The 23356-nt window shown below is 63.5% G+C and carries 27 protein-coding genes and 2 tRNA genes; 19 read left to right on the forward strand and 10 right to left on the reverse strand.

From position 1 onward, the window contains the following. Nucleotides 1-17 precede the first annotated feature (17 nt). Both EPL01_RS18290 and EPL01_RS18295 read left to right on the forward strand, forming a co-directional pair. Complete coding sequence (locus EPL01_RS18290; protein ID WP_135826719.1) at nucleotides 18-2873, forward strand: hypothetical protein; 2856 nt, start codon at nucleotides 18-20, stop codon at nucleotides 2871-2873. 357 nt (nucleotides 2874-3230) lie between these two features. After that, complete coding sequence (locus EPL01_RS18295) at nucleotides 3231-3815, forward strand: hypothetical protein (RefSeq protein WP_246045749.1); 585 nt, start codon at nucleotides 3231-3233, stop codon at nucleotides 3813-3815. Between the two features lie 6 nt (nucleotides 3816-3821). Here EPL01_RS18295 and EPL01_RS18300 read toward each other — a convergent pair whose 3' ends face one another. Together EPL01_RS18300 and EPL01_RS18305 are read right to left on the reverse strand one after the other, a co-directional pair. After that, nucleotides 3822-4034 carry a DUF7976 family protein gene (locus tag EPL01_RS18300; protein ID WP_135826720.1) on the reverse strand — a complete coding sequence of 71 codons (213 nt, stop codon included), beginning with the start codon at nucleotides 4032-4034 and terminating at the stop codon, nucleotides 3822-3824. A 3-nt stretch (nucleotides 4035-4037) separates the two neighbouring features. Continuing rightward, nucleotides 4038-5072: an Mrp/NBP35 family ATP-binding protein gene (locus EPL01_RS18305; protein WP_135826721.1), complete on the reverse strand. Its 1035-nt coding sequence runs from the start codon at nucleotides 5070-5072 to the stop codon at nucleotides 4038-4040. A 128-nt stretch (nucleotides 5073-5200) separates the two neighbouring features. Between EPL01_RS18305 and EPL01_RS18310 the strand changes: the two genes are divergently transcribed. The 17 genes from EPL01_RS18310 to EPL01_RS18395 all read left to right on the forward strand — a co-directional run bounded on the left by EPL01_RS18310 (nucleotide 5201) and on the right by EPL01_RS18395 (nucleotide 13970). Then, nucleotides 5201-5461, forward strand: a complete 261-nt coding sequence (locus tag EPL01_RS18310) for a TRAM domain-containing RNA chaperone (protein ID WP_135826722.1) — start codon at nucleotides 5201-5203, stop codon at nucleotides 5459-5461. Between the two features lie 71 nt (nucleotides 5462-5532). Then, nucleotides 5533-6522, forward strand: coding sequence for a GTP 3',8-cyclase MoaA (gene moaA, locus EPL01_RS18315; RefSeq protein ID WP_135826723.1), 990 nt, complete (start codon nucleotides 5533-5535; stop codon nucleotides 6520-6522). 455 nt (nucleotides 6523-6977) lie between these two features. Beyond that, nucleotides 6978-7301, forward strand: coding sequence for a hypothetical protein (locus EPL01_RS18325; protein WP_135826725.1), 324 nt, complete (start codon nucleotides 6978-6980; stop codon nucleotides 7299-7301). 198 nt (nucleotides 7302-7499) lie between these two features. Then, a tRNA-Ser gene (locus EPL01_RS18330) sits at nucleotides 7500-7584 on the forward strand. Nucleotides 7585-7601: 17 nt separating this feature from the next. Continuing rightward, entirely contained in the window at nucleotides 7602-8114 is a 513-nt protein-coding gene (locus EPL01_RS18335) for a 30S ribosomal protein S13 (RefSeq protein WP_135826726.1), read from the forward strand. After that, nucleotides 8114-8638 (forward strand): 30S ribosomal protein S4, encoded by a 525-nt coding sequence (locus EPL01_RS18340; protein ID WP_135826727.1) that lies wholly within the window; start codon nucleotides 8114-8116, stop codon nucleotides 8636-8638. Before EPL01_RS18335 ends, EPL01_RS18340 begins: the two co-directional genes overlap by 1 nt. Further along, entirely contained in the window at nucleotides 8635-9027 is a 393-nt protein-coding gene (locus EPL01_RS18345; RefSeq protein ID WP_135826728.1) for a 30S ribosomal protein S11, read from the forward strand. Before EPL01_RS18340 ends, EPL01_RS18345 begins: the two co-directional genes overlap by 4 nt. Before the next feature lie 3 nt (nucleotides 9028-9030). Then, nucleotides 9031-9777, forward strand: coding sequence for a DNA-directed RNA polymerase subunit D (locus EPL01_RS18350; protein WP_135826729.1), 747 nt, complete (start codon nucleotides 9031-9033; stop codon nucleotides 9775-9777). A gap of 171 nt (nucleotides 9778-9948) precedes the next feature. Then, nucleotides 9949-10033: transfer RNA gene (locus EPL01_RS18355), tRNA-Leu, on the forward strand. 33 nt (nucleotides 10034-10066) lie between these two features. Next, nucleotides 10067-10420, forward strand: a complete 354-nt coding sequence (locus tag EPL01_RS18360) for a 50S ribosomal protein L18e (protein ID WP_135826730.1) — start codon at nucleotides 10067-10069, stop codon at nucleotides 10418-10420. Continuing rightward, nucleotides 10417-10854 (forward strand): 50S ribosomal protein L13, encoded by a 438-nt coding sequence (locus tag EPL01_RS18365; RefSeq protein WP_135826731.1) that lies wholly within the window; start codon nucleotides 10417-10419, stop codon nucleotides 10852-10854. Before EPL01_RS18360 ends, EPL01_RS18365 begins: the two co-directional genes overlap by 4 nt. Next, entirely contained in the window at nucleotides 10848-11246 is a 399-nt protein-coding gene (locus EPL01_RS18370; RefSeq protein ID WP_135826732.1) for a 30S ribosomal protein S9, read from the forward strand. Before EPL01_RS18365 ends, EPL01_RS18370 begins: the two co-directional genes overlap by 7 nt. Nucleotides 11247-11293: 47 nt before the next feature. Then, entirely contained in the window at nucleotides 11294-11494 is a 201-nt protein-coding gene (locus EPL01_RS18375; RefSeq protein WP_135826733.1) for a DNA-directed RNA polymerase subunit N, read from the forward strand. Further along, nucleotides 11494-11673 (forward strand): DNA-directed RNA polymerase subunit K, encoded by a 180-nt coding sequence (locus EPL01_RS18380; protein WP_135826734.1) that lies wholly within the window; start codon nucleotides 11494-11496, stop codon nucleotides 11671-11673. Before EPL01_RS18375 ends, EPL01_RS18380 begins: the two co-directional genes overlap by 1 nt. Beyond that, a complete protein-coding gene (eno, locus tag EPL01_RS18385) occupies nucleotides 11670-12881 on the forward strand; it encodes a phosphopyruvate hydratase (protein WP_135826735.1) in 1212 nt (403 codons plus the stop codon). The genes EPL01_RS18380 and eno overlap by 4 nt, the downstream gene beginning before the upstream one ends. After that, a complete protein-coding gene (gene rpsB / locus EPL01_RS18390; RefSeq protein WP_135826736.1) occupies nucleotides 12878-13669 on the forward strand; it encodes a 30S ribosomal protein S2 in 792 nt (263 codons plus the stop codon). The genes eno and rpsB overlap by 4 nt, the downstream gene beginning before the upstream one ends. 106 nt (nucleotides 13670-13775) lie before the next feature. After that, complete coding sequence (locus EPL01_RS18395; protein WP_135826737.1) at nucleotides 13776-13970, forward strand: hypothetical protein; 195 nt, start codon at nucleotides 13776-13778, stop codon at nucleotides 13968-13970. A gap of 80 nt (nucleotides 13971-14050) precedes the next feature. Here the strand turns inward: EPL01_RS18395 and meaB are convergent, their stop codons facing one another. From meaB to nuoL, 8 genes are all read right to left on the reverse strand, one after another. Then, nucleotides 14051-15139 (reverse strand): methylmalonyl Co-A mutase-associated GTPase MeaB, encoded by a 1089-nt coding sequence (meaB, locus tag EPL01_RS18400; RefSeq protein ID WP_135826738.1) that lies wholly within the window; start codon nucleotides 15137-15139, stop codon nucleotides 14051-14053. After that, nucleotides 15136-15552 (reverse strand): cobalamin B12-binding domain-containing protein, encoded by a 417-nt coding sequence (locus EPL01_RS18405; RefSeq protein ID WP_135826739.1) that lies wholly within the window; start codon nucleotides 15550-15552, stop codon nucleotides 15136-15138. The genes meaB and EPL01_RS18405 overlap by 4 nt, the downstream gene beginning before the upstream one ends. Nucleotides 15553-15817: 265 nt before the next feature. Continuing rightward, nucleotides 15818-16363, reverse strand: a complete 546-nt coding sequence (locus EPL01_RS18410) for a hypothetical protein (protein ID WP_135826740.1) — start codon at nucleotides 16361-16363, stop codon at nucleotides 15818-15820. A 66-nt stretch (nucleotides 16364-16429) separates the two neighbouring features. Then, a complete protein-coding gene (locus tag EPL01_RS18415) occupies nucleotides 16430-17299 on the reverse strand; it encodes a fructosamine kinase family protein (protein ID WP_135826741.1) in 870 nt (289 codons plus the stop codon). Further along, the gene (locus EPL01_RS18420; RefSeq protein WP_135826742.1) at nucleotides 17299-17907 is read right to left on the reverse strand and encodes a DUF420 domain-containing protein; all 609 of its coding nucleotides are present in this window, start codon (nucleotides 17905-17907) and stop codon (nucleotides 17299-17301) included. The genes EPL01_RS18415 and EPL01_RS18420 overlap by 1 nt, the downstream gene beginning before the upstream one ends. 353 nt (nucleotides 17908-18260) lie before the next feature. Further along, complete coding sequence (locus EPL01_RS18425) at nucleotides 18261-19754, reverse strand: NADH-quinone oxidoreductase subunit N (protein WP_135826743.1); 1494 nt, start codon at nucleotides 19752-19754, stop codon at nucleotides 18261-18263. Then, nucleotides 19755-21284, reverse strand: coding sequence for a complex I subunit 4 family protein (locus tag EPL01_RS18430; RefSeq protein ID WP_135826744.1), 1530 nt, complete (start codon nucleotides 21282-21284; stop codon nucleotides 19755-19757). Beyond that, complete coding sequence (gene nuoL, locus EPL01_RS18435) at nucleotides 21285-23354, reverse strand: NADH-quinone oxidoreductase subunit L (protein ID WP_135826745.1); 2070 nt, start codon at nucleotides 23352-23354, stop codon at nucleotides 21285-21287. Nucleotides 23355-23356: the final 2 nt, after the last annotated feature.

The following is a 23356-nucleotide window of genomic DNA, read 5'->3' on the forward strand; positions in this document are numbered from 1 at the left end:
CCGCGGCGCTCGAGTACGTGGTCTGGTCCATCGACGGCGTCGAAATAGCGAATCACTCGCTCTCGGCGGACCAACCGACCGACACCGTCTCGAAGCACTTCCCGACCGCTGGCGCGCGGTCGATTACCGCGACGGTCTCCGACGTGGACGGACAATCGGCCACGTCCTCGCTCGCCGTTACGGTACGCGGGCAGACGGACCCGCCGACCCAACCGCCGGAAGACAAAAGTATCGCGGACGGAGCTTCGCCGACAGTCTCCGGCGATGCGGTCGTGACCGGGACGGAACCGCTCCGAGGAGCCTACTCGGTCCGACTCGACTCCTCGTCAAGCGCGGTCGCATCGGTCAGTTGGTACGACGCCGCGGGACGAATCGGCAGGGGAACCTCGCTGAGTACGGTCTGGGAACCCGGCGATCACAAAATCTACGCCGTCGTCACCTACACAGACGGATCTGAGAACGTCGCAACCTTCGCGGACGGAACGACGGCGGTCGCGGCCGACCCCCGCCCGAACGTCTCGTTCGTGTCTCTCGACCGTTACGGTTCGATTTCCGGAACCGCGAGCGGTCTCGACGAGTACGAGAACCTCGACACGCTCCGCGTCGAAGTCGACGGAGAGACAATCGCCACTGCAGGGTCGAGTATCCGCCTCGACACGGACTACAAGCAGATGGTCCACTTCTCCTCCGACGACTTCACGCCCGGCGAGCGTCACTCGGTGACGGTCGTCGCTACAGACGAACGCGGACAGACGACGAACGTGTCCCGGGACATCGTGCCGGTAAAGAAACCGGAAATCGTTCGCTCCGAGTTCGTGAATAGTCCGGTTGACTCGTACCACGAGCGAATCGACCCAGAGCGGTACGCGGCGCATCACGTGTTGGAGATTGATTTGAATGGAGTTGATGCGGAAGATATAGACATAGAAATCCAGAGAGCAGATAATTCCTTGAGGGAAGTCCAAGACGAGAAGTTTAGAAAGAATGTGTCAGGTAATAAAATCGCTATAGAGAGTTTCTGGGCAGGAAATGTCCCTGGTGAATATTATATAAACGTCAATTGGACAATCTCGCAGAAGAACAAGCTTTGGCAGAATAAGCAATATACCAAGTTTCAAGTCACAAAAAGCAAACCTGAGCTCCGATTAGACGTCCTCAACGACGGAACGAAGGACTATATCACGAAAGAACACGGTATCCACGTGAACGCGAGTGGATCGTTCGACCCCGACGGGACCGACCTGAAATACATCTGGAAGTACGGGGCGGAACCGACGAAACCGGATAACACCACGGCAAAGTTCTGGGCTTACGACCGGGCCGCTAGTATTGTCGAGGACGAATACGACCTCCGAACCAAGCGGAACTTCAATTTCTTGGACTACTTCGTTCCGGACATCGCAGGCGAGAATATCACGACTGACGGTCCGTACTACGCCAACGACACGGTGCGAATTAGGGTAGAAACACAACCGTACCACTTCTCGAAACAGACGTACTACGACGATTTCTCGCTCGGCTTGGCAGTCGCCAATCCGGAAGCAACCGTGACCAGATGGGAAACCGTTGACGCACCCGACAGTTCTCATTCGGAGCCGACTGAAGACGCCTACAAGTACGTCGGTGTAATCGAAGTTCCCGCTACCGAAATTTCGCCGCATGACTCGACGGTAACGGTTTACAACCTCAACAACACCAGAAAAGAGGTTCAGACAACGCTTCCGGAAGTTGGAGTATTGCTAGAAAATAACCAATACTGGTCCAACGTGAGCGTGGAAAATCTCACGTACCGGGTAGAGAAGCCCAAAATCCGCAAGGCTACAGTCAACTCGGAAGAACGTCGAGACGAGTATGTCGAAGACGGATACTCCGTCAAAACAACGGAAAACGACGCTAAATACGTCCTCGAAGAGTACGTAAAAACCCAGGAAGCGAAGTACGAGAAGGAGACCAAACGCTTCTCGGATAGACGAATCCGGAGTCAGTTTCTCGACTCGATGCAGCAGTGGTACGTAGACGGAACTGTTCGAAAAGAGGAGACGCGAACTCGAACGTTCTCCTCGTGGTTCGACTCCGCAACTACGAGGTCACCCCGCAAGTGGCACGATTCGAGTCTCTGGAACGGCGAGCAGACGGGAGCGACGCGCGAGGTCAAAGTCGAAGACGCCGAATACGAGACCGAAAAAGAGTACGAATACGAGTACGAAGTCGAGAAGACGTGGACCAAAACGGTCCGGCGCTGTAGTCTGAAATTCGGTTGTCATACGGAGACAATTACGAAGACGTACACAGTCACGCGGACCTCGACCTACTGGGCTACCTCTAGCTACGCCTACGACCACGATTTTACTGGGGATACACGACAGGTCAAAGTCGAAGACGCCGAGTACGAAACGCAGTTCGAAGTGCGATACAAATCAAAGTTCACCGAGCAAGTCACCTACTACAAGGCCGCACGCGACAAGCAAGTACAGAAGGCCGAGTACAGCTGGGAATCACAGGCGTCAACTATGGATTACGCCGTCGCTAGGAGGCAAGCGAGCGGCCGTAGTGACTGGCGAATTTCCGAGGAGACGATTACAGCGTGGACTCTCGTTCGGAAAGACGGGACCTCGACGTTCTGGACCGACGCATACGCGAACCAAAGTCACATCGCCGAAACGAAGGCGACGATTACGGGCCAGTTCGTCCGGGAGTTCTACAACTCCGAGACGGGGAACATCACGAAGGAGACTGAGTATCGAACGACTGAGAACACTTATCCGAGCGCTAAAACCAAAGATACAATAGTAGATGATATAACTTCGGAGAAAGACAGTACGAAGTGGTGTGAAATAAAGGCCTCTTGCTCGGAAACGAACGGGGGCGCTTAATTCATGAATATACGCAATTCATCGACCATCGTCCGTACATTGGTGTTGTTCTGTTTGCTCGCCTCCGTACAGAGTGGCATAGTTTGGGCCGGAGTCTCGGAAGATACTGAGTCACAGGCGGTAGTCAAGTCATCTAGTGGTGTCGAATACCAGATTTCACTTAACATCGACAATTCGACGGTTGTCGTCGATTACAGAAATCCGACTAATAGAAAAATAGATCTAGAAAGATACGTACTCACCGTCGACAGACAACGCATCTATGCAGCGAACTTCAACCTCTCCGGAGGCGAACATCGCACAAAAGAAATCAATATTACGCCAGCGATAAACGTCAACCAGGACGACCACACGGTCGTGTTCTCGACCTTCGGCGGGCACACGCAGTTCAATTTCACGCGGAAAATCGACTCCGCCGAGTCCGGGAAAATACCGAAACCCTATATCGAAGACGTGACGGTGGCGGACGGGACCATCAACGGCGAACCGTCGGCGGTCGCCAAGGTGACCATCGTCAATCCCTCGAAGCAACTCTACAGTACGAAACTGATGGTCCACACTGTCGGGACCGAGGGGAGCTACTATCCCGCGTCGGTTCGCCCCGGTGACTCGCGTACCATCACCGTCGAACTTCTCGACGAGCGCGGGACGGAGATAGCTGGCGAGGCGCGCTTCTACGCGGGGAATATGACCACCGAGGAGGGTGCGCTGGACCAAGTCGAGTTCGCCGGGAAAGCGGGCGAGGAGACGCGGGTCTGGAACACGTCTTACGAGCCTGTGCGGCCGACGTGGATGGACGACAACTACGAGTATCACAACGCCAGTTACGAGCGCGGTATCGCGGAGAAAGCGAGCGCCGGATACGAAATCGGAGGAGTGCCCGTAATCTACGTCGGCCTCGCGCTCGTCGTCGGCTGGCTGGTCGTTCGGAAGCTCCGGTGAGGTCGGTTACGTCTCTTTCGTCCGGATGATTTCACGCATGTTGACGTAGATATCGCGGGGCGAGGTCTCCTCGTCGGGGTCGTAGAGGTCGCTGATGCGGTAGAGAATCGCCGCGACGAGTTTGCTCTCGGAGGACTCGCCGCGGACGTCCTCTGCGATTTCTCGGAGGGTTTCCGCGCGCTGCATGTCGGGGCCGTAGGAGCCTTGGTCGTGGGACATGGTTCAGCGTTGCTGGCGTCGTTTAATAATTCCGACGTTATTGGCGACGTTCTCGGTCAGGACGCGGAAGGCGTCGCCCGTGTCGCTGTCTTCGTCCAGCACGATGGGTTTGCCCTCGTCGCCGCCGGTTCGGACCGAGGGGTCGATGGGGACCGACCCGAGGAAGGGCATGTCGTTCTCCTCGGCGAACTTCGCGCCGCCGCCGCGGCCGAAGATGTCGTGTTCGCCCCCGCAGTCCGGGCACTTGAACGTGGACATGTTCTCGGCGATGCCCAGAACCGGCGTGTCGTGCTTGCCGAACATCCGCAGGCCCTTGCGGGCGTCGTCGATGGCCACCTCCTGAGGCGTCGTGACGATGACAGCCCCCGTGACGGGGACGCTCTGGAGGAGGGTGAGCTGGGCGTCACCGGTCCCCGGCGGGAGGTCCACGACCATGTAGTCGAGGTGGCCCCACTCGACGTCCTCCCAGAGTTGGGTCAGGACCTTGTGGACCATCGGGCCGCGCCAGATGACCGGGTCGTCCTCGCCGACGAGGAAGGCCATGCTCATGAGTTTCACGCCGAACTGTTCGGGCGGAATCATGGTCTCGTCCTCGGTGGCCGTGGGCACTTCGTCGGCGTCGACCATCCGGGGGACGTTCGGGCCGTACACGTCTGCATCGAAGAGGCCGACGCGAGCGCCCATCTGGGAGAGTCCGGCCGCGAGGTTGACCGCGACGGTGGACTTGCCGACGCCGCCCTTGCCGGAGGCGACCGCGATGATGTTCTTGACGTTCGGGAGGACCTGCTCGCTGGTCGAGACCGACTCCTCGACGCGGGCCGAGAGGTCGGCCTCCATGTCGTGTTCCGAGAGGACTTCTCGGACGCGGTCGGCGATTTGGCTCTCGTGGGGCGAGTAGGGCGCGCCGAGCGCGAGCGAGATGCTGGCGGTGTCGCCCTCGACCGAGATGTCGTTGACGAGGTTCGACGAGACGATGTCGTCGCCGAGGTCCGGGTCCTGTACGTCCCGAAGGAGTTCGCGTACCGCTGATTCGTCCATACCGCAGGTAGGGGCCGACGAGTCGATAAGCCTTGTCAACTCTGGAGTCGCGTAGACCGCGCTCGACCGCCGAGTTGCGCTCGGTTACCTCCCGATTACTTAACCACCGGCAGGTCGTGTGGGGGTGTATGTCAGGCCGCGACACCGCCCCGGTCGAAGTCGGCGAACGCTACTCCGTCGAAATCGAGGACCTCGGGAGCGAAGGCGACGGCGTGGCCCGCATCGGGTCGTTCGTCGTCTTCGTGCCCGACGCGGACCTCGGCGAGCGCGTGGACATCCGAATCGAGGAGGTCGGCGAGAACCACGCCACCGCGTCGGTCGTGGAGGACGACGAGGGAGCAGCGGACGGGGAACAGTCCGACGACCAGCGAGACGCAGACGAAACGTAACCGAATTCCGTTACGCTGGCGGGGGCCTCGACAGCGATTTTAAGGACACGCACGCTGAAAGTTCAGGAGTAATGCTGGAGGACGACTTCGGGCGCGAGGTCTCGGGCGTGCGAGTCTCGCTCACAGACAGGTGTAACTTCGACTGCGTCTACTGCCACAACGAGGGGTTGGGCGACACGCGGGGACCGATGGACCCACGAGACGACGAGATGACCGCCGACGAAGTCGTCCGGTTTCTGGAAGTCGCCCGCGAGTTCGGCGTGGGCAAGGTCAAGTTCACCGGCGGAGAGCCGATGCTCCGTCAGGACTTGGAGGAGATTATCCGGCGAACGCCCGACGAGATGGAGGTGTCGCTGACTACCAATGGCACCTTCCTTCCCGGTCGAGCCGAGGACCTCGTGGACGCCGGACTGGAGCGAGTGAACGTCTCGCAGGACGCGCTCGACCCCGAGGCGTTCGCCGAGGTCACCCAGAGCGGGGCCTACGACGCGGTGATGGAAGGCGTCGAGGCGGGCCTCGACGCCGGACTCGACCCCGTGAAGTTGAACATGGTCGTGTTCGAGCATACGGCGGGCTACGTCGAGGAGATGGTCGAACACGTCGCCGAGAACGACGGCCTGCAACTCCAACTCATCCAGTACATGCCCGAACTCACGGGCAAGCCCGAGTGGAACATCGACATCCAGCGCGTCCACGACTGGCTGGCCGACATCGCGGACGAGGTGGAGACCCGCGACATGCACAACCGGAACCGCTACTGGGTCGGCGGCACCGCCGACGAGGAGTCGAGCGGCATGGTCGAAATCGTGGACCCCGTCGAGAACGCCCAGTTCTGCGCGAACTGCCACCGCGTGCGCGTCACGCACGAAGGATACCTGAAGGGGTGTCTGAACCGCAACGACGACCTCCGGTCGATGGGCGAGATGACGAAAGACGAGATTCGGGAGACCTTCCGCGAGACGGTAGAAAACCGAGTACCCTACTACGGCGAGTACATGGTGAAGGGTGACGACGGCGAGTGGGAAATCAACGACGAGTACGTCAACAACGTCGAGGTCTGAGTTTTTCGAGTGGTGTGATTGTCGCGGGTTGCAGGCACTACGGGATAATTATAGATGTCCTTTAGAAATATAGATGGATGTTTAACAATTGATTGGGTATTTTCTACAAGCCTAAGTCGGTGTGCAGTCCGACGAAGCTAGCGTCGGGCTTGGGCCGAGGAGTCACCGCGACCGCACCGCGACCGCATCGCAACCGCATCGCAACCGCATCGCAACCGCATCGCAACCGCATCGCAACCGCATCGCAACCGCATCGCAACCGCATCGCAACCGCACTGCTATCGCGGACCTCACGCCTCCCCAACCTCCTCACTCCCGCGCTTTGCGCGGTCGTTCGTCCCTCGCGCGGATGGGCGCGCTCACGGGAGAGCGCGCCCGGCACGCGCCAGACTACAAAATAAATGGTCTCGAAACTGGCCCGCACGCTTAACCCGCGCTCCGATGAACCCCGTTCCATGAGCCAGACCGAACTCGTCGAGCGCCTCGGCGACATGGAGTTGAACGACCGGGTGAGCGTCACGCTCTCGGACGGGACCACCTTCGAGGGGCCAGCGAGTCCCATCGACTACGTGCCCGAGGAGTCGCTCCGACTCGAAGTCCGACCCGAAGACGGCGCGACAGAGCGATACGAACTCTCGGCGGAGTACGACGGCGAGTGGAGCAAACTAGCGGTTCGCCACACCGACGCGAGCGAGGAGGACGCCGGGTGGGAGGAAGTCGGCGCGGTCGAGAACGTCGAAATCGGCGGCGGCGAGGAGGCGTGGAATTGGGGGACCTGAGAATCGAGAGCGAGCGCGCGGACTCGGTACGTTCGGGGGCGAAATCGTGGGACACAGCACCGAAAACCGTGGGAGAAAGTCCCGAATTATGGCGAATCTGATTCGTTGCGTTTATATACCAATCGCCCATACCCTGAAATGCACACCTGTAGGGGCGCGGCGTCCCGAGTCCGAGAGGGCGGTAGTGAATGCAAGCGTGTCGAGGTAGCCTAGTCTGGCCCACGGCGCAGGGTTGCTAACTCTGTGGCGTCAAGCCTCGAGGGTTCGAATCCCTCCCTCGACGCTTTCCAGTATTCAACCATGAGTACAGAAGAACCACAGGAGGAAGACGAGGACCTCCGATACTTCGTCCGCATCGGTCAGACCGACCTCGATGGGACGAAGTCCGTCGAACGGTCCCTGACCGAACTGAACGGGATCGGTCGCCGAGCGGCGCGCATCATCGCCGACAAGACCGGCGTAGACCGCACGGCGACGTTCGGACGTCTCGAAGACGACGAAATCGACACCGTCGTCGAGGCCGTCGAGAACTTCGCCGACGAGGTCCCAGAATGGCTCGCTAACCACCGCAACGACTTCTTCTCCGGGGAGACCACCCACGAGACGGGCAACGACCTGAACATGACCCGTCGTCAGGACATCAACCGGATGAAGATGATCGACTCGTACAAGGGCGTCCGCCACAAGCGTGGCCAGAAGGTCCGCGGTCAGCGCACCCGTTCGACGGGGCGTACCGAGGGCACCATCGGCGTCAACGTCGAGGAGATCAAGGAAGAACAGGCCGCCGAGGCCGAAGAGGGTGGTGAAGAATAATGGCGCTCGGAGAGAACACCAAAGCCTACGAGACGCCGAACCATCCCTATCAGGGCGAGCGGATTTCCGAGGAGCGCAGTTTGCTGGACCGCTACGGACTCCAGAACAAGCAGGAACTCTGGAAGGCCCAGTCCGAGCTTCGTGGCTACCGCCGCGAGGCCCGGAACATCCTCGCGCAGCGTGCGCAGGGTGACACCGAGGCCGTCGAAGGAGAGGAGTTCGTCAGCCGCCTCCAGCGCGTCGGCATCCTCGACGAGGGCGACGAGCTGGACGACGTGCTGCTGCTGGACGTGACCGACGTCCTCGAGCGCCGTCTCCAGACGGTCGCCTACCGGAAGGGTCTGGGCAACACGCCCAACCAGGCGCGTCAGTTCGTCGTCCACGGACACGTCACGGTCGACGGCCAGCGCGTTCAGGCCCCCTCCTACAAGGTCGAGACGGCCGAGGAGGGCACCGTCGAGTTCGACGAGAACAGCCCGCTTGCGGACGAACTGCACCCCGAACGAGCGGAGGGTAACGAATGAGCGCAAACGACGACGAGAAATGGGGCGTAGCCCACGTTCACGCATCGTTCAACAACACCATCATCACGGTCACTGACCTGACCGGTGCGGAGACCATCGCCAAGTCCAGCGGCGGGACGGTCGTCAAGCAGAACCGCGACGAGTCCTCGCCCTACGCCGCGATGCAGATGGCCGAGACGGTCGCCGAGGAAGTCAAGGCGGCGGGCATCGAGGGCGTTCACGTCAACGTGCGCGGCCCCGGTGGCAACCTGCAGCAGAACCCCGGTCCGGGCGCACAGGCGACGATTCGCGCGCTCGCTCGCGCCGGTCTCGAAATCGGTCGCATCGAAGACGTGACCCCCATCCCGCACGACGGTACCCGCGCCCCCAAGGGCAAGAGTGGATTCTAACCCATGACAGAAGACTACGAGGTCGAGTTCATCGAACGTGGCGACCGCCACGCGCGGTTCCTCGTTCGAGGTGTCACCCCGGCGTTCGCCAACGGGATTCGGCGAGCCATCATCGCGGACGTGCCGACGCTGTCTATCGACACGGTCCGGATGGTCGAGAACTCGTCGGTCATGTTCGACGAGCAGCTCGGGCTTCGGCTCGGGTTGGTCCCGCTGACGACGCCGCTCGGCGAGTTCGAGGAGGGCGACACCGTCACCCTCAGCCTCGACGTGTCGGGACCGAGTACCGCGTACTCGGGCGACCTCGTGAGTTCCGACGGGATGGTCCAACCGGCCGACGACAACATTCCCATCATCGACTTGAAGGACGACCAGCGGCTCGAACTCGAAGCCGACGCCGTCCTCTCGACGGGGAAAGACCACGCCAAACATCAGGGCGGCGTGGCCGTCGGCTACCGGCACCTCCAGCGCGTGGAAGTCCTCGGCGACAGCGACGAGTACGGCGAGGAGGAAACCAACATCCTCCGCGGCGTCATCGAAGAGGACGGCGAACTCGTCCCGACCGAGGAGTTCGACCACGACCTGACCAACCGGTATCCCGGCAAGGAAATCGAGGTCCACGACGTGCCGAACGCGTTCGTGTTCGACGTCGATACCGACGGGTCGCTGACCGTAGACGAAATCGTCACCGCCGCGGCCGCTTCGATTAGCGACCGCGCGGACGAACTCGAACAGGCTGTACAACTATAACAATGCTGGGCTCTTCGAACCGCACTCCGGTCACGGCGCTTGCGTGGTCCCAAAAGTCGCAGGACTCCGCGGCGATTGGGCACGCGATTGGAAGTCAGACCGAAAGTGGTTTGAAGGGCCACCCACAACACACGGTTGCCCGCGACGGGCTGCACGTGTGTTCTCAGACGTGCAGGGATAGCCAAGTCAGGCCAACGGCGCAGCGTTCAGGGCGCTGTCTCGTAGGAGTCCGCAGGTTCAAATCCTGCTCCCTGCACTTCAGTTCTTATTCCCATCAGGAGGAAGTATTATGAGCAAGACGAATCCGAGGCTCACCAGTCTCATCGCTGACCTGAAGTCGACGTCCCGCGATTCGGACGCCGACGTGTGGAGTACTGTCGCGGACCGCCTCGAGAAGCCCCGGAGCACGCACGCGGAAGTCAACCTCGGTCGCATCGAGCGATACGCCGAGGAGGACGAGACCGTCATCGTGCCCGGCAAGGTTCTCGGGAGTGGAGTCCTGCAAAAAGAAGTTACCGTCGCCGCTGTGGACTTTTCGTCCACCGCGGAGACCAAAATCGAGCAAGCCGACGGTGAGGTTCTCGACCTCGAACAGGCAATCGAACAGAACCCCGAAGGCTCGAACGTCCGGGTGATTCGATGAGTCTCGCAGAATTCGACGCAGACGTCGTAGTCGACGCCCGCGACTGCATTCTCGGTCGCGTGGCGAGCCAAGTCGCACAGCGCGCACTCGACGGCGAGCGTGTCGCGGTTATCAACGCCGAGGACGCGGTCATCACCGGGAGCGAGGAGGACGTCATGTCCACCTACGAGAAGCGCGCCGAGCTGGGTTCGGACAGCGGTCCGTACTACCCCAAGCGCCCCGACATGATCTTCAAGCGGGCCATCCGCGGGATGGTCCCCTACAAGGAAGACAAGGGCCGCGAGGCGTTCGAGAACGTCCGAGTCTACGTCGGCAACCCCCTCGACGAGGACGGCGAAGTCCTCGAGGGAACGTCGCTGGACCGACTATCGAACATTCGCTTCGTCCAACTGGGCGACGTCAGTGAGAATCTGGGTGCTAACGTCACATGGTAACCAACACGAGTGGAAAGAAGAAGACGGCCATCGCCCGCGCCACCGTCACGGAAGGCGAGGGGCGAGTGCGAATCAACTCCCAGCCCGTCGAGCTGGTCGAACCGGAGACGGCTCGCCTGAAGATGCTGGAACCCTTCCGCATCGCCGACGAGGCCGCCCGAGACGACGTTGACGTTGAAGTCGACGTGCAGGGTGGCGGCATCAGCGGTCAGGCAGACGCCGTCCGGACCGCCATCGCGCGCGGCCTGGTGCAGTACACTAACGACGCCGAGCTTCGGGACGCGTTCATCGAGTTCGACCGGTCGCTGCTGGTCAACGACTCGCGGCGTTCCGAGCCCAAGAAGTGGGGCGGACCCGGCGCTCGCGCCCGCTACCAGAAATCCTACCGCTAACAACCATGGCAGGAAACCCGCGGTCCACGATGGAGGCACGATAACCCATGATGGTACCAGTCCGCTGTTTCACGTGCGGTATGGTCGTCGGGGAGTACTGGGAAGAGTTCAAAGCACGGTCTGAGACGAAAGAGGGCGACGAGGACCCCGAGAAGGTCCTCGACGAACTCGGCGTCGAACGACAGTGCTGTCGCCGAATGCTCGTCTCGCACAAGGACCTCGTCGACATCGTCGCTCCCTACCAGTAATGGCTCAACAACGCTACTCCCGCTACGAGAAGGCTCGAATCATCGGGGCGCGCGCCCTGCAGGTGTCCTACGGTGCGCCCGTGCTGACCGACACCGACCAGACGGAGCCGATTCTCATCGCGGCAGACGAGTACGACGCGGGCGTGTTGCCGTTCACCGTCCGCCGAGGTGAGAAATGACGCTGGTCACCGACGTTCGACTCCGGCAGGTACTCGACTCCCGCGGGAATCGAACCGTCGAGGCCGACGTCGTCACCGAGAGCGGGGGCTTCGGCCGAGCGGCGGCCCCGAGCGGTGCTTCGACGGGCGAGTACGAGGCTATCGAACTCGACCCCAACGAGGCCATCGCCTCGGCCCGCGAGTACGCGGTGCCCCGACTCGAAGGCAAAGTCTACGTCGGCGACCAGCGCGACGTGGACAGAACGCTCCGAGCGGCAGACGGCACCGACGACTTCTCGGAAATCGGTGCGAACAGCGCGGTCGCAATCAGCATGGCCGCCGCGAAGGCCGCGGCGGACGTGCTGGGCGCGCCGCTCTACCAGCACCTCGGCGGTGCCTTCCGCGGCGAGGAGTTCCCGACGCCGCTGGGCAACGTGGTCGGCGGCGGCGAACACGCCGCGGACGCGACCGCGATTCAGGAGTTCCTCGCCGCGCCGGTCGGCGCGCCGAGCGTCCAAGACGCGGTGTTCGCCAACGCCGAAGTCCACCAGAAGGTCCACGACCTGCTGGCAGAGCGCGATATCGCCGCGGGCAAGGGCGACGAGGGCGCGTGGGCACCCTCCATCGACGACGACGAGGCGTTCGAAATCGTCGACGAGGCCACCGACGCCGTCGCCGACGATTTCGGCTTCGACATCAAGTTCGGCCTCGACGTCGCTGGCGCTGAGATGTACGACGAGGAGAACGACGAGTACGTCTACCGCGACACGACGCGCTCGACCGACGAGCAAATCGAGTACATCGCGGACCTCGTCGACGAGTACGACCTCGCCTACGTGGAGGACCCGCTGGACGAGAACGACTACGAGGGCTTCGCCGACCTGACCGAGAAAGTCGGCGACCGGACGCTGATTTGCGGTGACGACCTGTTCGTCACCAACGTCGAGCGACTGGAGACGGGCATCGAGCAGGGCGCTGGCAACAGCATCCTGGTCAAGCCCAACCAAATCGGCACCCTCAGCGACGCCGTTGACGCCGTGGAACTCGCGGTCGAGAACGGCTACCAGCCGGTCATCTCCCACCGGAGCGGAGAGACCGAGGACACGACCATCGCACACCTCGCCGTGGCGACCGCCGCGCCGTACATCAAGACGGGCGCGGTCGGCGGCGAGCGAACTGCCAAACTGAACGAACTCATTCGCATCGAGCAAAACGCATCCCGACTATGAGCGAGAACGACCCCGAACAGGTAGACGAGGAAGGCCTCGACGCCGCGGAATCCGAAATCGACCCCGAACCCGAGGGCGCTGGCGGCGCGGAACCGTCGGAACAGCCCGACGAGGACGTGGCAAGCGAGGCTGACGACGAACAAGCAACCGAAGACCTCGAAGACGAGGGACCGAACCTCGACGAGGACGTCATGGAGAACCAGGAGGAGGCAGACCTCCTCATCCCCGTCGAGGACTACCTCGGCGCTGGCGTCCACATCGGTACCCAGCAGAAGACCAAGGACATGGAGCGGTTCATCCACCGCGTCCGGACCGACGGGCTGTACGTCCTCGACGTCTCGAAGACCGACCAGCGCATCCGGACTGCGGCGGACTTCCTCGCCAACTACAGTCCCGAACAGATTCTGGTCACCTCCTCGCGTCAGTACGGTCGCTTCCCCGCGGAGAAGTTCGCGGACGCCGTCGGCGCGCGCGCCCGGACGGGCCGGTTCATCCCCGGCACCCTCACCAACCCCAAGTACGAGGGGTACATCGAGCCGGACGTCGTGGTCGTGACCGACCCCATCGGTGACGCCCAAGCCGTCAAAGAGGCCATCACGGTGGGCATCCCGGTCATCGCCATGTGCGACTCCAACAACAACACCAGCAACGTGGACCTCGTCGTCCCGACGAACAACAAGGGTCGCAAGGCCCTGTCGGTCGTCTACTGGCTGCTGGCCAACGAGACGCTCGACCGCCGCGGTGCCGAGCCGACCTACTCGCTCGACGACTTCGAGAGCGAGATTTAGACGGTTTTTCGAGTTTCGTTTTGTGGACAGTTTTCGGTTCGTGTTTCGGTAGTCCCACTAGTGGCCACGTTCTATTTCCCGCTTCGGACACGCTGTCCACGTAGCGATGGCAAACCTAAATTCGCGGTCCATGAACAAGCTCAGCATCGTCTCGACGCTCGCGGACGCCGCGATGGCGTTCGTCCGCGGGCGAAAGAAGAGCGGGGTGTTGCTCCTCGGGGCGGCCGCGCTCTCCTCGAAGGTCCCCGGTATCGGTACGGCGGTCTCTCTACTCGTGCGACTCGTGCGCTGGCTTCGGTAGTCGGGATTTCGCGCTCTTTTTCCAGACGTTCGGTCGGCGAGAGCGACGGCGAAGAACGTGAAAGCGAAGCGGTCTGGTGACTACTCGTCTCGGTCGCCCAGTTCGTCCACGCAGTCCTCGATGGGGTCCATGACCTCGTCGGCGACCGAGTAGGGGTCCGTCTCGCGGTCGATGATACCGGAGACCAGTTCGTCCATGCCGCCCCGGCGCTCGATTTCGCCTTCCAGCAGGGTGCCCACGTCGTCCCGGAGCAGGTTGCGAATCTCCTCGGCGTAGCGCATCCGGGCCTTGTCTTCGAGCAGACCCGAGGACTGGAGGTACTCGTAGTGGTCTTCGAGGGTGTCGATTAGCTCCTCGACGCCCTCGCCGTCCTTGGCGACGGTCTCGACGATGGCGGGGTCCCAGCTTTCGGGCTCCTCGTCCTCGCCAGACTTCTCGCTCTCTTCGGCGTCCTCGTCGCCGTCCGCGAGCGCGTCAGCGCCGTGGTGGCCGGTGGCGAGGTTCGCGGTGTTGTCCTGCTGCATGTGGACCATCTCGCGGAGTTCCTGCACCGTGCGGTCCGCGCCCTTCAGGTCTGCCTTGTTGACGACGAACACGTCGCCGATTTCCAGAATCCCGGCCTTGAGCATCTGGACGTCGTCGCCGCTCCCCGGCGGGACCAGCACGGCGACCGTGTCGGCGGATTTCACGATGTCGATTTCGTTCTGCCCCGCGCCGACGGTCTCGATGATGATCTTGTCCTTGCCGAACGCGTCGAGGGCCTTCACGGCGTCGGTGGTGGCCGTCGAGAGGCCGCCGAGGCTCCCGCGGGCGCTCATCGACCGGAAGAACACCTCCATGTCGCCGACGTTGCTCGCCATCCGGATGCGGTCGCCCAGCACCGCGCCGCCCGTGAACGGCGAGGAGGGGTCGACCGCGATGACGCCGACGGTCTCGCCGCGCTCGCGGTAGAAGTTCGCCATCTTGTCCACCAGCGTGGACTTGCCAGCGCCGGGGCTTCCCGTGATGCCGACGACCTCGGCGTCGCCGGTGTGCTTGTGGAGTTCCGAGACGAGATTCCGGTAGCCCGGCGCGCGGTTCTCGATTTTGGTGATGGTCCGGGCCAGCGCGCGGTGCTTGCCCGCCAGCAGCTCCTCGACCAGTTCGGCGTGGTCGGCTTCGGCGTTCATCGCTTCGGGGCGTTCTCGCGGACGAACTCGATGGTCTCCTCCATCGGCGTGCCGGGACCGAACACCTCGGCGACGCCCATCTCCTTCAGCTCCTCCTTGTCGTCGTCGGGCACGACGCCGCCGACGAGGACGAGGGTGTCCTCGAAGGCGTCGTACTCTTTGAGACCGTCGATGACCTTGGGGACCAGCGTGTTGTGCGCGCCCGAGAGGATGGAGATGCCCAGCACGTTCACGTCCTCTTGGACCGCGGCCTGCACGATTTCGTCGGGGGCGTTGTGGAGGCCCGAGTAGATGACCTCGAACCCGGCGTCGCGGAAGGCGCGGGCGATGACGTGCGCGCCGCGGTCGTGGCCGTCGAGTCCGACTTTCGCAACCAGACAGCGAATCGACTGCTGTTCGGAGTCTGCGCTCATACCCGTCATTTCATCCCGTCTGGCTTTGACAGTTACGGAAACCCGGCCGAAAGTTCGTTTTGATTTCTGAAACCGTGGTTGTTGGCGGCGGAGTTGGCGGATTCGCGGGCGGGGAATTTGACAGACGGAAGTTCGTCGGTCGAGGGGGTCCGACTGTCACGGAGTACGTCGGACGAGGAGGCGCGCGTTCGTAGTACAGGGCTGAGACTGCCCAAAAGCATATTTATATTTCTTTAGGAAATAAATCTAATTCTTTACCAAACATCTATTTGTCTCTCTCCTTCGCCCGAAGCCGCCGCCGGAACTCCGAGGACTCCGGCCCGTCCGCATCCGTGAGGTCCTCGACCGGCACGCCCCGCAACCGGAAGATTTCGACCGCCTCGTCGGCGTCGGCCGCAGTCGGCGTCTCGACGTCGAGTTTGTCGCGCTCGCCGTCCCCGTACTCGACGCGCAGGCGGTCGCGGTCCACGCGCCGGACCTCGGCAATCGCCCGAAGTGGCACGCTCCGGGTTCGGGCGGCTCGGTACGCGACGGCCGCGACGACGAACCCGGCCCCCGCGACGAGCAACAGCGACGACACGTCCGCGCGGCCCGCCAGCACGTCCGGAAGGCTCCGGAGCGCGCGCGGAAGCACCGACGCCGTCCCGAGAAGCGAGACGAGAAACAGCAGTCGGCGACCCGACCCCTTCCGAGCCCAGCCCTCGCGCCACCGCTTTCCGAGTACGCCCCGGAGCGACCCCGAGACGCGGAGTCGGCCGTCGGCGACGGTCGCTCGGCCGGTGTCTGTCCGAAATCCCCACTCGCTTCTCACAGTTCGAGTGACACCGCCGACCGTCTTATTTGGGGTGGTTCACGACCGGCGAAAAATCGCTTCCACTCAGTACCCGAGTTCGACCAGCCGCTCCCCGATTTCCCGAGCGTAGTGGTCGTCCTCGAAGTACCGGAGATGTTCGAGCAGGGGGTACAACTGGTACACCGCGCACCGGCCGTCGAAGAACCCGGCGTCGATGCCGCGCTCGTCGTCGTAGGTCTCGAAGAAGCCGTCGCCGAACCCGACGAACGCGGCGTAGGCGAGTTCGACCTCGGCGTGGCCGAAGTAGCACGCCGGGTCGAGGAGCGCCCGGACCTCGCCGTCGCGCGCGACGACGTTCTCGGCCCACACGTCGCCGTGGACTAGCGAGGACGCCGGGTCGTCGGGGAGCCACGAGTCGAGGTCGGCCGCGAGCGCGTCGAGGCGGTCGAACAGCCCAGCGGGGAGAAGCCCCTCCGAACGAGCCTTCTCGGCCACGAACCGGAGTCTCTGGTCGCGGTAGAACGCGACCCACGAGTCGGTCCACGGGTTCGGCTGGCGGTACGGTCCCGAGAGGGTGTCCCGCGGGAAGCCGTACGTCCCGTCTCTACCGTCTGATTCTCGCGGAGACTCCTCGTGGAGCGCGGCGAGGAGGCGGGCAACGTCGCGCTCAGCTCGCGGGCCGAACTCGCCGTCGCCCTCGACGTACTCCATCACCAGCAGGTCGCTGTCGGCGTGGAACACCTCGGGGACGGGGAGACCTCGGTCGTCGAGGACCGAAAGCATGAACGCCTCCACGTCGAGTGGCGTGTCGCCGGTCTTCGCCACGACTGTTCGACCGTCGGCGAGTTCGACGCGGTGGACGCGCCCGACTTCGCCGCCGTCGAGTTCCGATTCCGACGCGACCGAGACGCCGAGGGCGTCCTCGGCTGCGGTCGAAAGTTGCGATTCGTCCATCACGGAACAAACAGGACGGCCGCCGCCACGTACTCCTCGACGCCGTAGACGTGATTGAGCAGGACGTAGGTCACGATGCCGAGCGCGAGGCTCAGCCCCCACGCCGCGACCGCGATACGGCCGACCTTCGCGTGAGCGGTGTCCCGCAGTTCGCTCGGCGTGTGGGTCAGGCCCAGCACGACGGCGTGGACCACGACCGGGACCGACACCGCCGAGAGGACGATGTGAATCGCCAGCATGACGAGGTAGGCGTAGTAGGCCAACCCGCTCGCGTCGATGTGCTTCTCGCCCCCGCCGCCGAGTTTCGTCAGGTAGAGTACGAGAAAGAGCATGATGAGCGCGAACGCGGTCAGCATCGCGGTGCGGTGCTTCTCGACCTCGCCGCGGCGAATCCACCGCCAGCCGAGGAGGATTGCGGTCAGCGCGACGGTGTTGACGACCGCGATGGCGTGGCTCAGCAGGTCCACGGTCGCGCGTTCGAGTTCCGGATAAATCGGCAGTACGCCCGCGAACGTCCCGAGGACGAGCACGTATCCCAACACCGAGAGGACCGCCGTCGCGGCCCGGGGGTTGTCCTTGACCCGCCGCTTCGCAGTCGAGGTAGCCATGTGCGGGCGTTGGGACTATCGATTCAAGTGTGTTGCTGTCTATCGGTCGTGTTTAGATGGGATTGAGGTGCGGGGTCGAATAGAGAGAGTCGAATCTCGAAAGCCCTCGCGCGGTTCGCGGTCGCTCAGCGACATATCCTCGGTTCGTCTCGCTACGCTCGACTCACCTTCGGATAGGGGTCGGCTGAGACGACCATGGCCTTCGGCCGCGAACTGCGCTCGCCCTTTCAGTCCGCCAGGGCGTTGTCTGTTTCACCGAGCGACGCGCGTGGCTGGCGACGCGTCGCTGGCTGTTGGAATTGGCGCGTCCGAAAAAACGAAACCGCGAAAGCCAAGGTCGGTTATCGAGCGATTCAGGCCACGAGCGCCGCGGCGGCGTCGGTGGCGAACTGCCAGACCGAACCGAAGCCGGGCAGGAGCAGGACCGTCACGACCGCGGCCGCGACGATTGCGGTGTAGAGGCCGACGGGCTTGGACTCGATGTCGAAGTCGCCCGAGGGGTCCTCGATCCAGATCGCCTTGACGACCCGCGAGTAGTAGTACAGCGACAGCGCGCTGTTGATGGCACCGATTGCGGCGAGCCACCAGAACCCTGCGCGGACCGCGCCCGCGAACAGGAAGTACTTGCTCATGAAGCCGCCGAACGGCGGCAGCCCGGCGAGGCTGAACAGGAAGACGGTCATCGCCACGCTGGCGAACGGTGCCTTCGTGGCCAGTCCGTTGTAGTCCTCGAAGGTCCGACCGACCGACCAGTACTCCGCGAGGGCGATGAACAGGAACGCGCCCGTGTTCATGAACCCGTAGACCAGCAGGTGGGCCATCCCGCCCGCCAGCACGAACTGGTCGCTACCGCCCGACAGCGAGGCGAGCGCGATGAGGACGTAGCCCGCGTGTCCGATCGAGGAGTACGCGAGCATCCGCTTGACCTCGTCCTGGGTGGCCGCCGCGAAGTTACCGAGCGTCATCGTGACGACCGCGAGAATCTGGGCCGCGAGGACCCAGTCGACGCTTCCGGCCGCGCCCGTGACGAGCTCCTCGACCGGGAAGGCGACCGTCAGCACGCGGAAGGCCACGGCGAACCCGGCGGCCTTCGAGGCCGACGAGAGGAAGGCCGCAACCGGCGCGGGCGCGCCTTCGTAGGCCTCGGGTGCCCAGAAGTGGAAGGGCACGGAGGCGGTCTTGTAGGCGAACCCGCCCAGAATCATCATGACGCCGATGCCGAGCACGCCCGTCAGGTTCGTGTCGGCGACCCCGCTGGCGACCTCCGGCAGGAGCAGCGAGCCGGTGACGCCGTAGACGAGGCTGACGCCGTAGACGAAGATGGCCGACGAGAGCGCGCCGATGAGGAAGTACTTGAGTCCCGCCTCGACGCTCCCGCGGTTCTTCTTCAAGATGGCGACCAGCGCGAACGACGGCAGACTGGAGAGTTCGAGGCTGACGAACACGACCGCGAGGCTGTTCGCGGCCGCCATCAGCGTCATGCCCGTCGCCGCCAGCATGACGAGCGCGTAGTACTCCGCCTGATAGGAGTGGTCGCGCATGTAGTCGTAACTCGCAACCACGACCAGCGCGGTGACGCTGGCGAACACGAGGCCGAAGAACAGGGTCATCGTGTCCACGACGACCGTGTTCTGGTAGAGCGAAATCGGCTCCTCGCCCGTGCCAGCCACGAGGTACCACGCCGAGAGGCCGACGGCCGCCAGCGACCCGAGGGCCGCCGTACCGGCCAGCAGACCGCGGTTAGTCGTGTCGGGTTCGATGCTGTCGAAGACCAACAGCAGGAGGGCGGTCAGCCCGAGTACGAGGGTCGGACCGAGCGCCATCCAGGTCGGAAGTTGGAACGCCATCTATACACCACCTCCAGTCGCCGGAACCAGCGGATCCACAGCGTTCTGAATCATGTCGTAGAAGATGCTCGGGTCCACGCCCAGCAGGATGACCAGCAGGATGAGGACCACGAGCGGGGCCACGTCGTGGAAGGCCGCGGGACCGACCTCGTAGTCGGTCTCGACCTCGAAGTCGCCGAACAGCGTGCGCTGCATGGCGAACAGCAGGTAGCCCGCGACCACGACGATGCCGAACATCGCGGCGGCCGTGAACCAGACCGAGCCAGCGAACGCGCCGAACGAGCCGAGGAAGATGAACAGCTCCGCGGCGAAGCCAGCCATCAGCGGCAGGCCCATGTACCCGAACGCGCCCGCGACGAACACCGCCACGGTGATGGGCATCTTGCTCGCCAGCCCGGACATGTCCGAGACCATCCGGGTGTGGGTCGTGTTGTAGATGACGCCGACCGACATGAACATCAGGCCCGAGATGAGGCCGTGAGCGACCATCTGGAAGGTCGCGCCGCCCATGCCGTAGAGCGTGTACGCCACGAGTCCGAGGATGACGTACCCCATCGAGGAGACCGAGGAGTACGCCACGATGCGCTTGAGGTCGGACTGGGCAAGCGCCAGCATCGCGCCGTAGATGACGCTGACCACCGCGAACAGCGCGATGATGGGCGCGTTGTTCTGTGCGACCTCCGGCAGCATCGTGAAGTTGAACCGGAGCAGGGCGTAGGTACCCATCTTCAGCAGGACCCCGGCCAGCATGATGGAGACCGGCGTCGGGGCCTCGACGTGAGCGTCCGGCAGCCACGTGTGGAACGGGACGACCGGGACCTTCACCGCGAACCCGGCGAACATGGCGACGAACGCGGCCACCTTCAGCGTGCCCGCGCCGACCGGCCCCAGACTACCGAGTTCGCCCGCGCGGAGCGCTTGGGCGATGGCAGGCATGTCGAGGCTGGTCACCGAGTCGCCGAGTCCGAACACCAGCGCGATGAACCCGATGAACATCACGAGGCTGGCGATGTTCGTGTAGACGAACATCTTGATTGCGGCGTACTTGCGGCGCGGACCGCCCCAGACGCCGATGAGGACGTACATCGGGACCAACACCATCTCCCAGAAGACGAACCACAGGAAGAAGTCGAGCGCCGAGAAGACGCCCAGCAGGCTCGCCTCGAGGAAGAGCATCAGGCCGTAGAACTGGCTCTGACGCTCGTCGATGGGAGTCCACGACGCCAGCAGGGCCAGCGACGTGAGTACCGTGGTCAGCGCGATGAGGGGCATGCTGATGCCGTCGAGACCGACGTGCCAACTCAGGCTGTACGGTCCGGCGACGACCCAGTCGAAGTTCGTCTCGAAGGCCAGTTCGCTCCCCGCCAAGAGAGCGTTGCCGCTGGCCTCGTACGTGCTGTACATCCAGAGGCTCCCGACGAGCGGGAGCAGGCTGAGCGCGAACGCGAGCTTCCCGGCCACCTTGTTCGGGGCGAGGAAGACCGCGGCCGCGGACGCCAACGTCACAGCGATGAGTGCTTCAATCCACATTCAGAACCAACCTCCCACGAGTCCGATGACGACCAATAGGACGACGAAGCTCGCCGTCAGCAGGAAGGCGTAGTTCGACACCACGCCGGTCTGGACGCGCCGGATGCGACTCCCGCCGAACAGGCTCACGCTGGAGACGCCGTTGACCACGCCGTCGATGACGCCCTGGTCGAACTTGTCCGCGGCGCGAGCCAGCGGCAGGGTGAGTCCCTCCGCGAGCCAGACCTGGTACTCGTCCTGATAGTAGTTGTTGAACAGCACCGTCTTCGCGCCACCGAGCTTGTCGGTGTGCTCCTCGGGGTCCGGAACCGCGTAGAGCTTCCACGCGAGTCCTGCACCGGCCAGCGCCAGCGCGAGCGAGAGGCCCGCGCCGAGCAGGACGGTCGTGACCCCCGAGCCGATGGTGCCCGCCGAGTAGTGGGCGAAGTCGTGGAGCAACTCGCCGTAGTGGTGGGCCGAGAGCGCTTCGGGGCCGCTGTCGAGCCACTGGTGGAGGAAGTCGATGTTCTTCACACCGAGTACCTTCTGGACCGGGAGCATGTTGACGACGCCAGCGACCGCCGCGAGGATGCCGAGGACCGCGAGCGGTCCCTTGACGTTCCAGCGAACGTCGTGGGGGTTGCGCGCGGTGTCGGACCGAGGCTCACCGTGGAAGGTCAGCGCGACCATCCGGAAGGTGTAGAACCCGGTGAAGAACACCGCCAGCAGACCCATCACGTAGGCCGCCAGCAGCAGCGGCGTGTTGAGGCCGTGGACGAGCGCCTCGTAGAGGATTTCGTCCTTCGACCAGAAGCCCGCGAACGGGACGATGCCCGCCAGCGCGAGCGACCCGGAGAGGAAGGTGTAGTAGGTCACGGGCATCCGATCTTTGAGACCGCCCATGTCCCACATGTCCTCGTTGTGGTGCATCGCAATGATGACCGACCCCGCACCGAGGAACAGCAGCGCCTTGAAGAAGGCGTGGGTCATCAGGTGGAAAGTCGCCGCGACGTAGCCGCCAGCGCCCAGTCCGAGCATCATGTAGCCGTACTGGGAGATGGTCGAGTACGCCAGCACCTGCTTGATTTCGCGCTTGACGACGCCCATCGTGGCGGCGAACAGCGCCGTGAAGCCGCCGACGAACGCGATGAGCGCGAGTACCTGCGGAAGCAGGGCGTAGAACCCGTAGATGCGCGCGACGAGGTAGACACCTGCCGCGACCATCGTCGCCGCGTGAATCAGCGCGGAGACGGGCGTCGGACCCTCCATGGCGTCGGGCAGCCACGTGTGCAGCGGGAACTGCGCGGACTTGCCGACGACGCCGCCGAGGATGAGGAGTCCGAGGACCGCGAACCACGCCTGCGGGTCGAGACCGAGGTAGGTCGTCACCTCGGCCGCGCCCTCGCCTGCGAGGACCTGCTCGGCGATGTGGGGGAACGACTGAATCGCGCCCTCACCTTCGCCGCCGACGAACATCGACGTGCCGAAGGTGGCGAAGACGCCGACGAGGCCGACGAGGAAGAAGTAGTCACCGAAGCGGGTGACGAGGAACGCCTTCTTCGCGGCGCTCGGCGGGGCGTCGTCGCGGAACCAGAAGCCGATGAGGAGCCACGAACACAGGCCCACCAGCTCGAAGAACATGAACGCCATCAGCAGGTTGTCCGCGAAGACAAAGGATAGCATGCTCGCGGTGAACAGGCCGAGTCCGGCGTAGTACCGGGGCAGGCCCGTCTCGCCCTCGTCGTTCATGTAGCCGAGGCTGAAGATGTGGACGAGGAAGGCCACCAGCGAGACGATGACGAGCATCATCGCCGACAGCGGGTCGACGAGGACGCCCAGATGCAGGTCGAAGGTCGCTTCGCCAGCGCCCGCGACCCACGTGACGTACTCGTGGTAGGTCTCGCCGCCCGACACCGTGAGCATCACCCACAGCGACAGCAGCAGCGAGCCGCCTGTCGCAAGGATGCCGGGCACCGCGCCGCCCTTGGGGAGCAGTCGCGGGGCGAACGCGCCGACGAACAACGCGATCAGGAACGATACGAACGGTAGGGCCGCGATGGCCGGAGTCAGTTCGAAGGGGAGTGGTGCCATCG

It is taken from the genome of Halorussus ruber, from assembly GCF_004765785.1.
Taxonomy (GTDB): Archaea; Halobacteriota; Halobacteria; order Halobacteriales; family Haladaptataceae; genus Halorussus; species Halorussus ruber.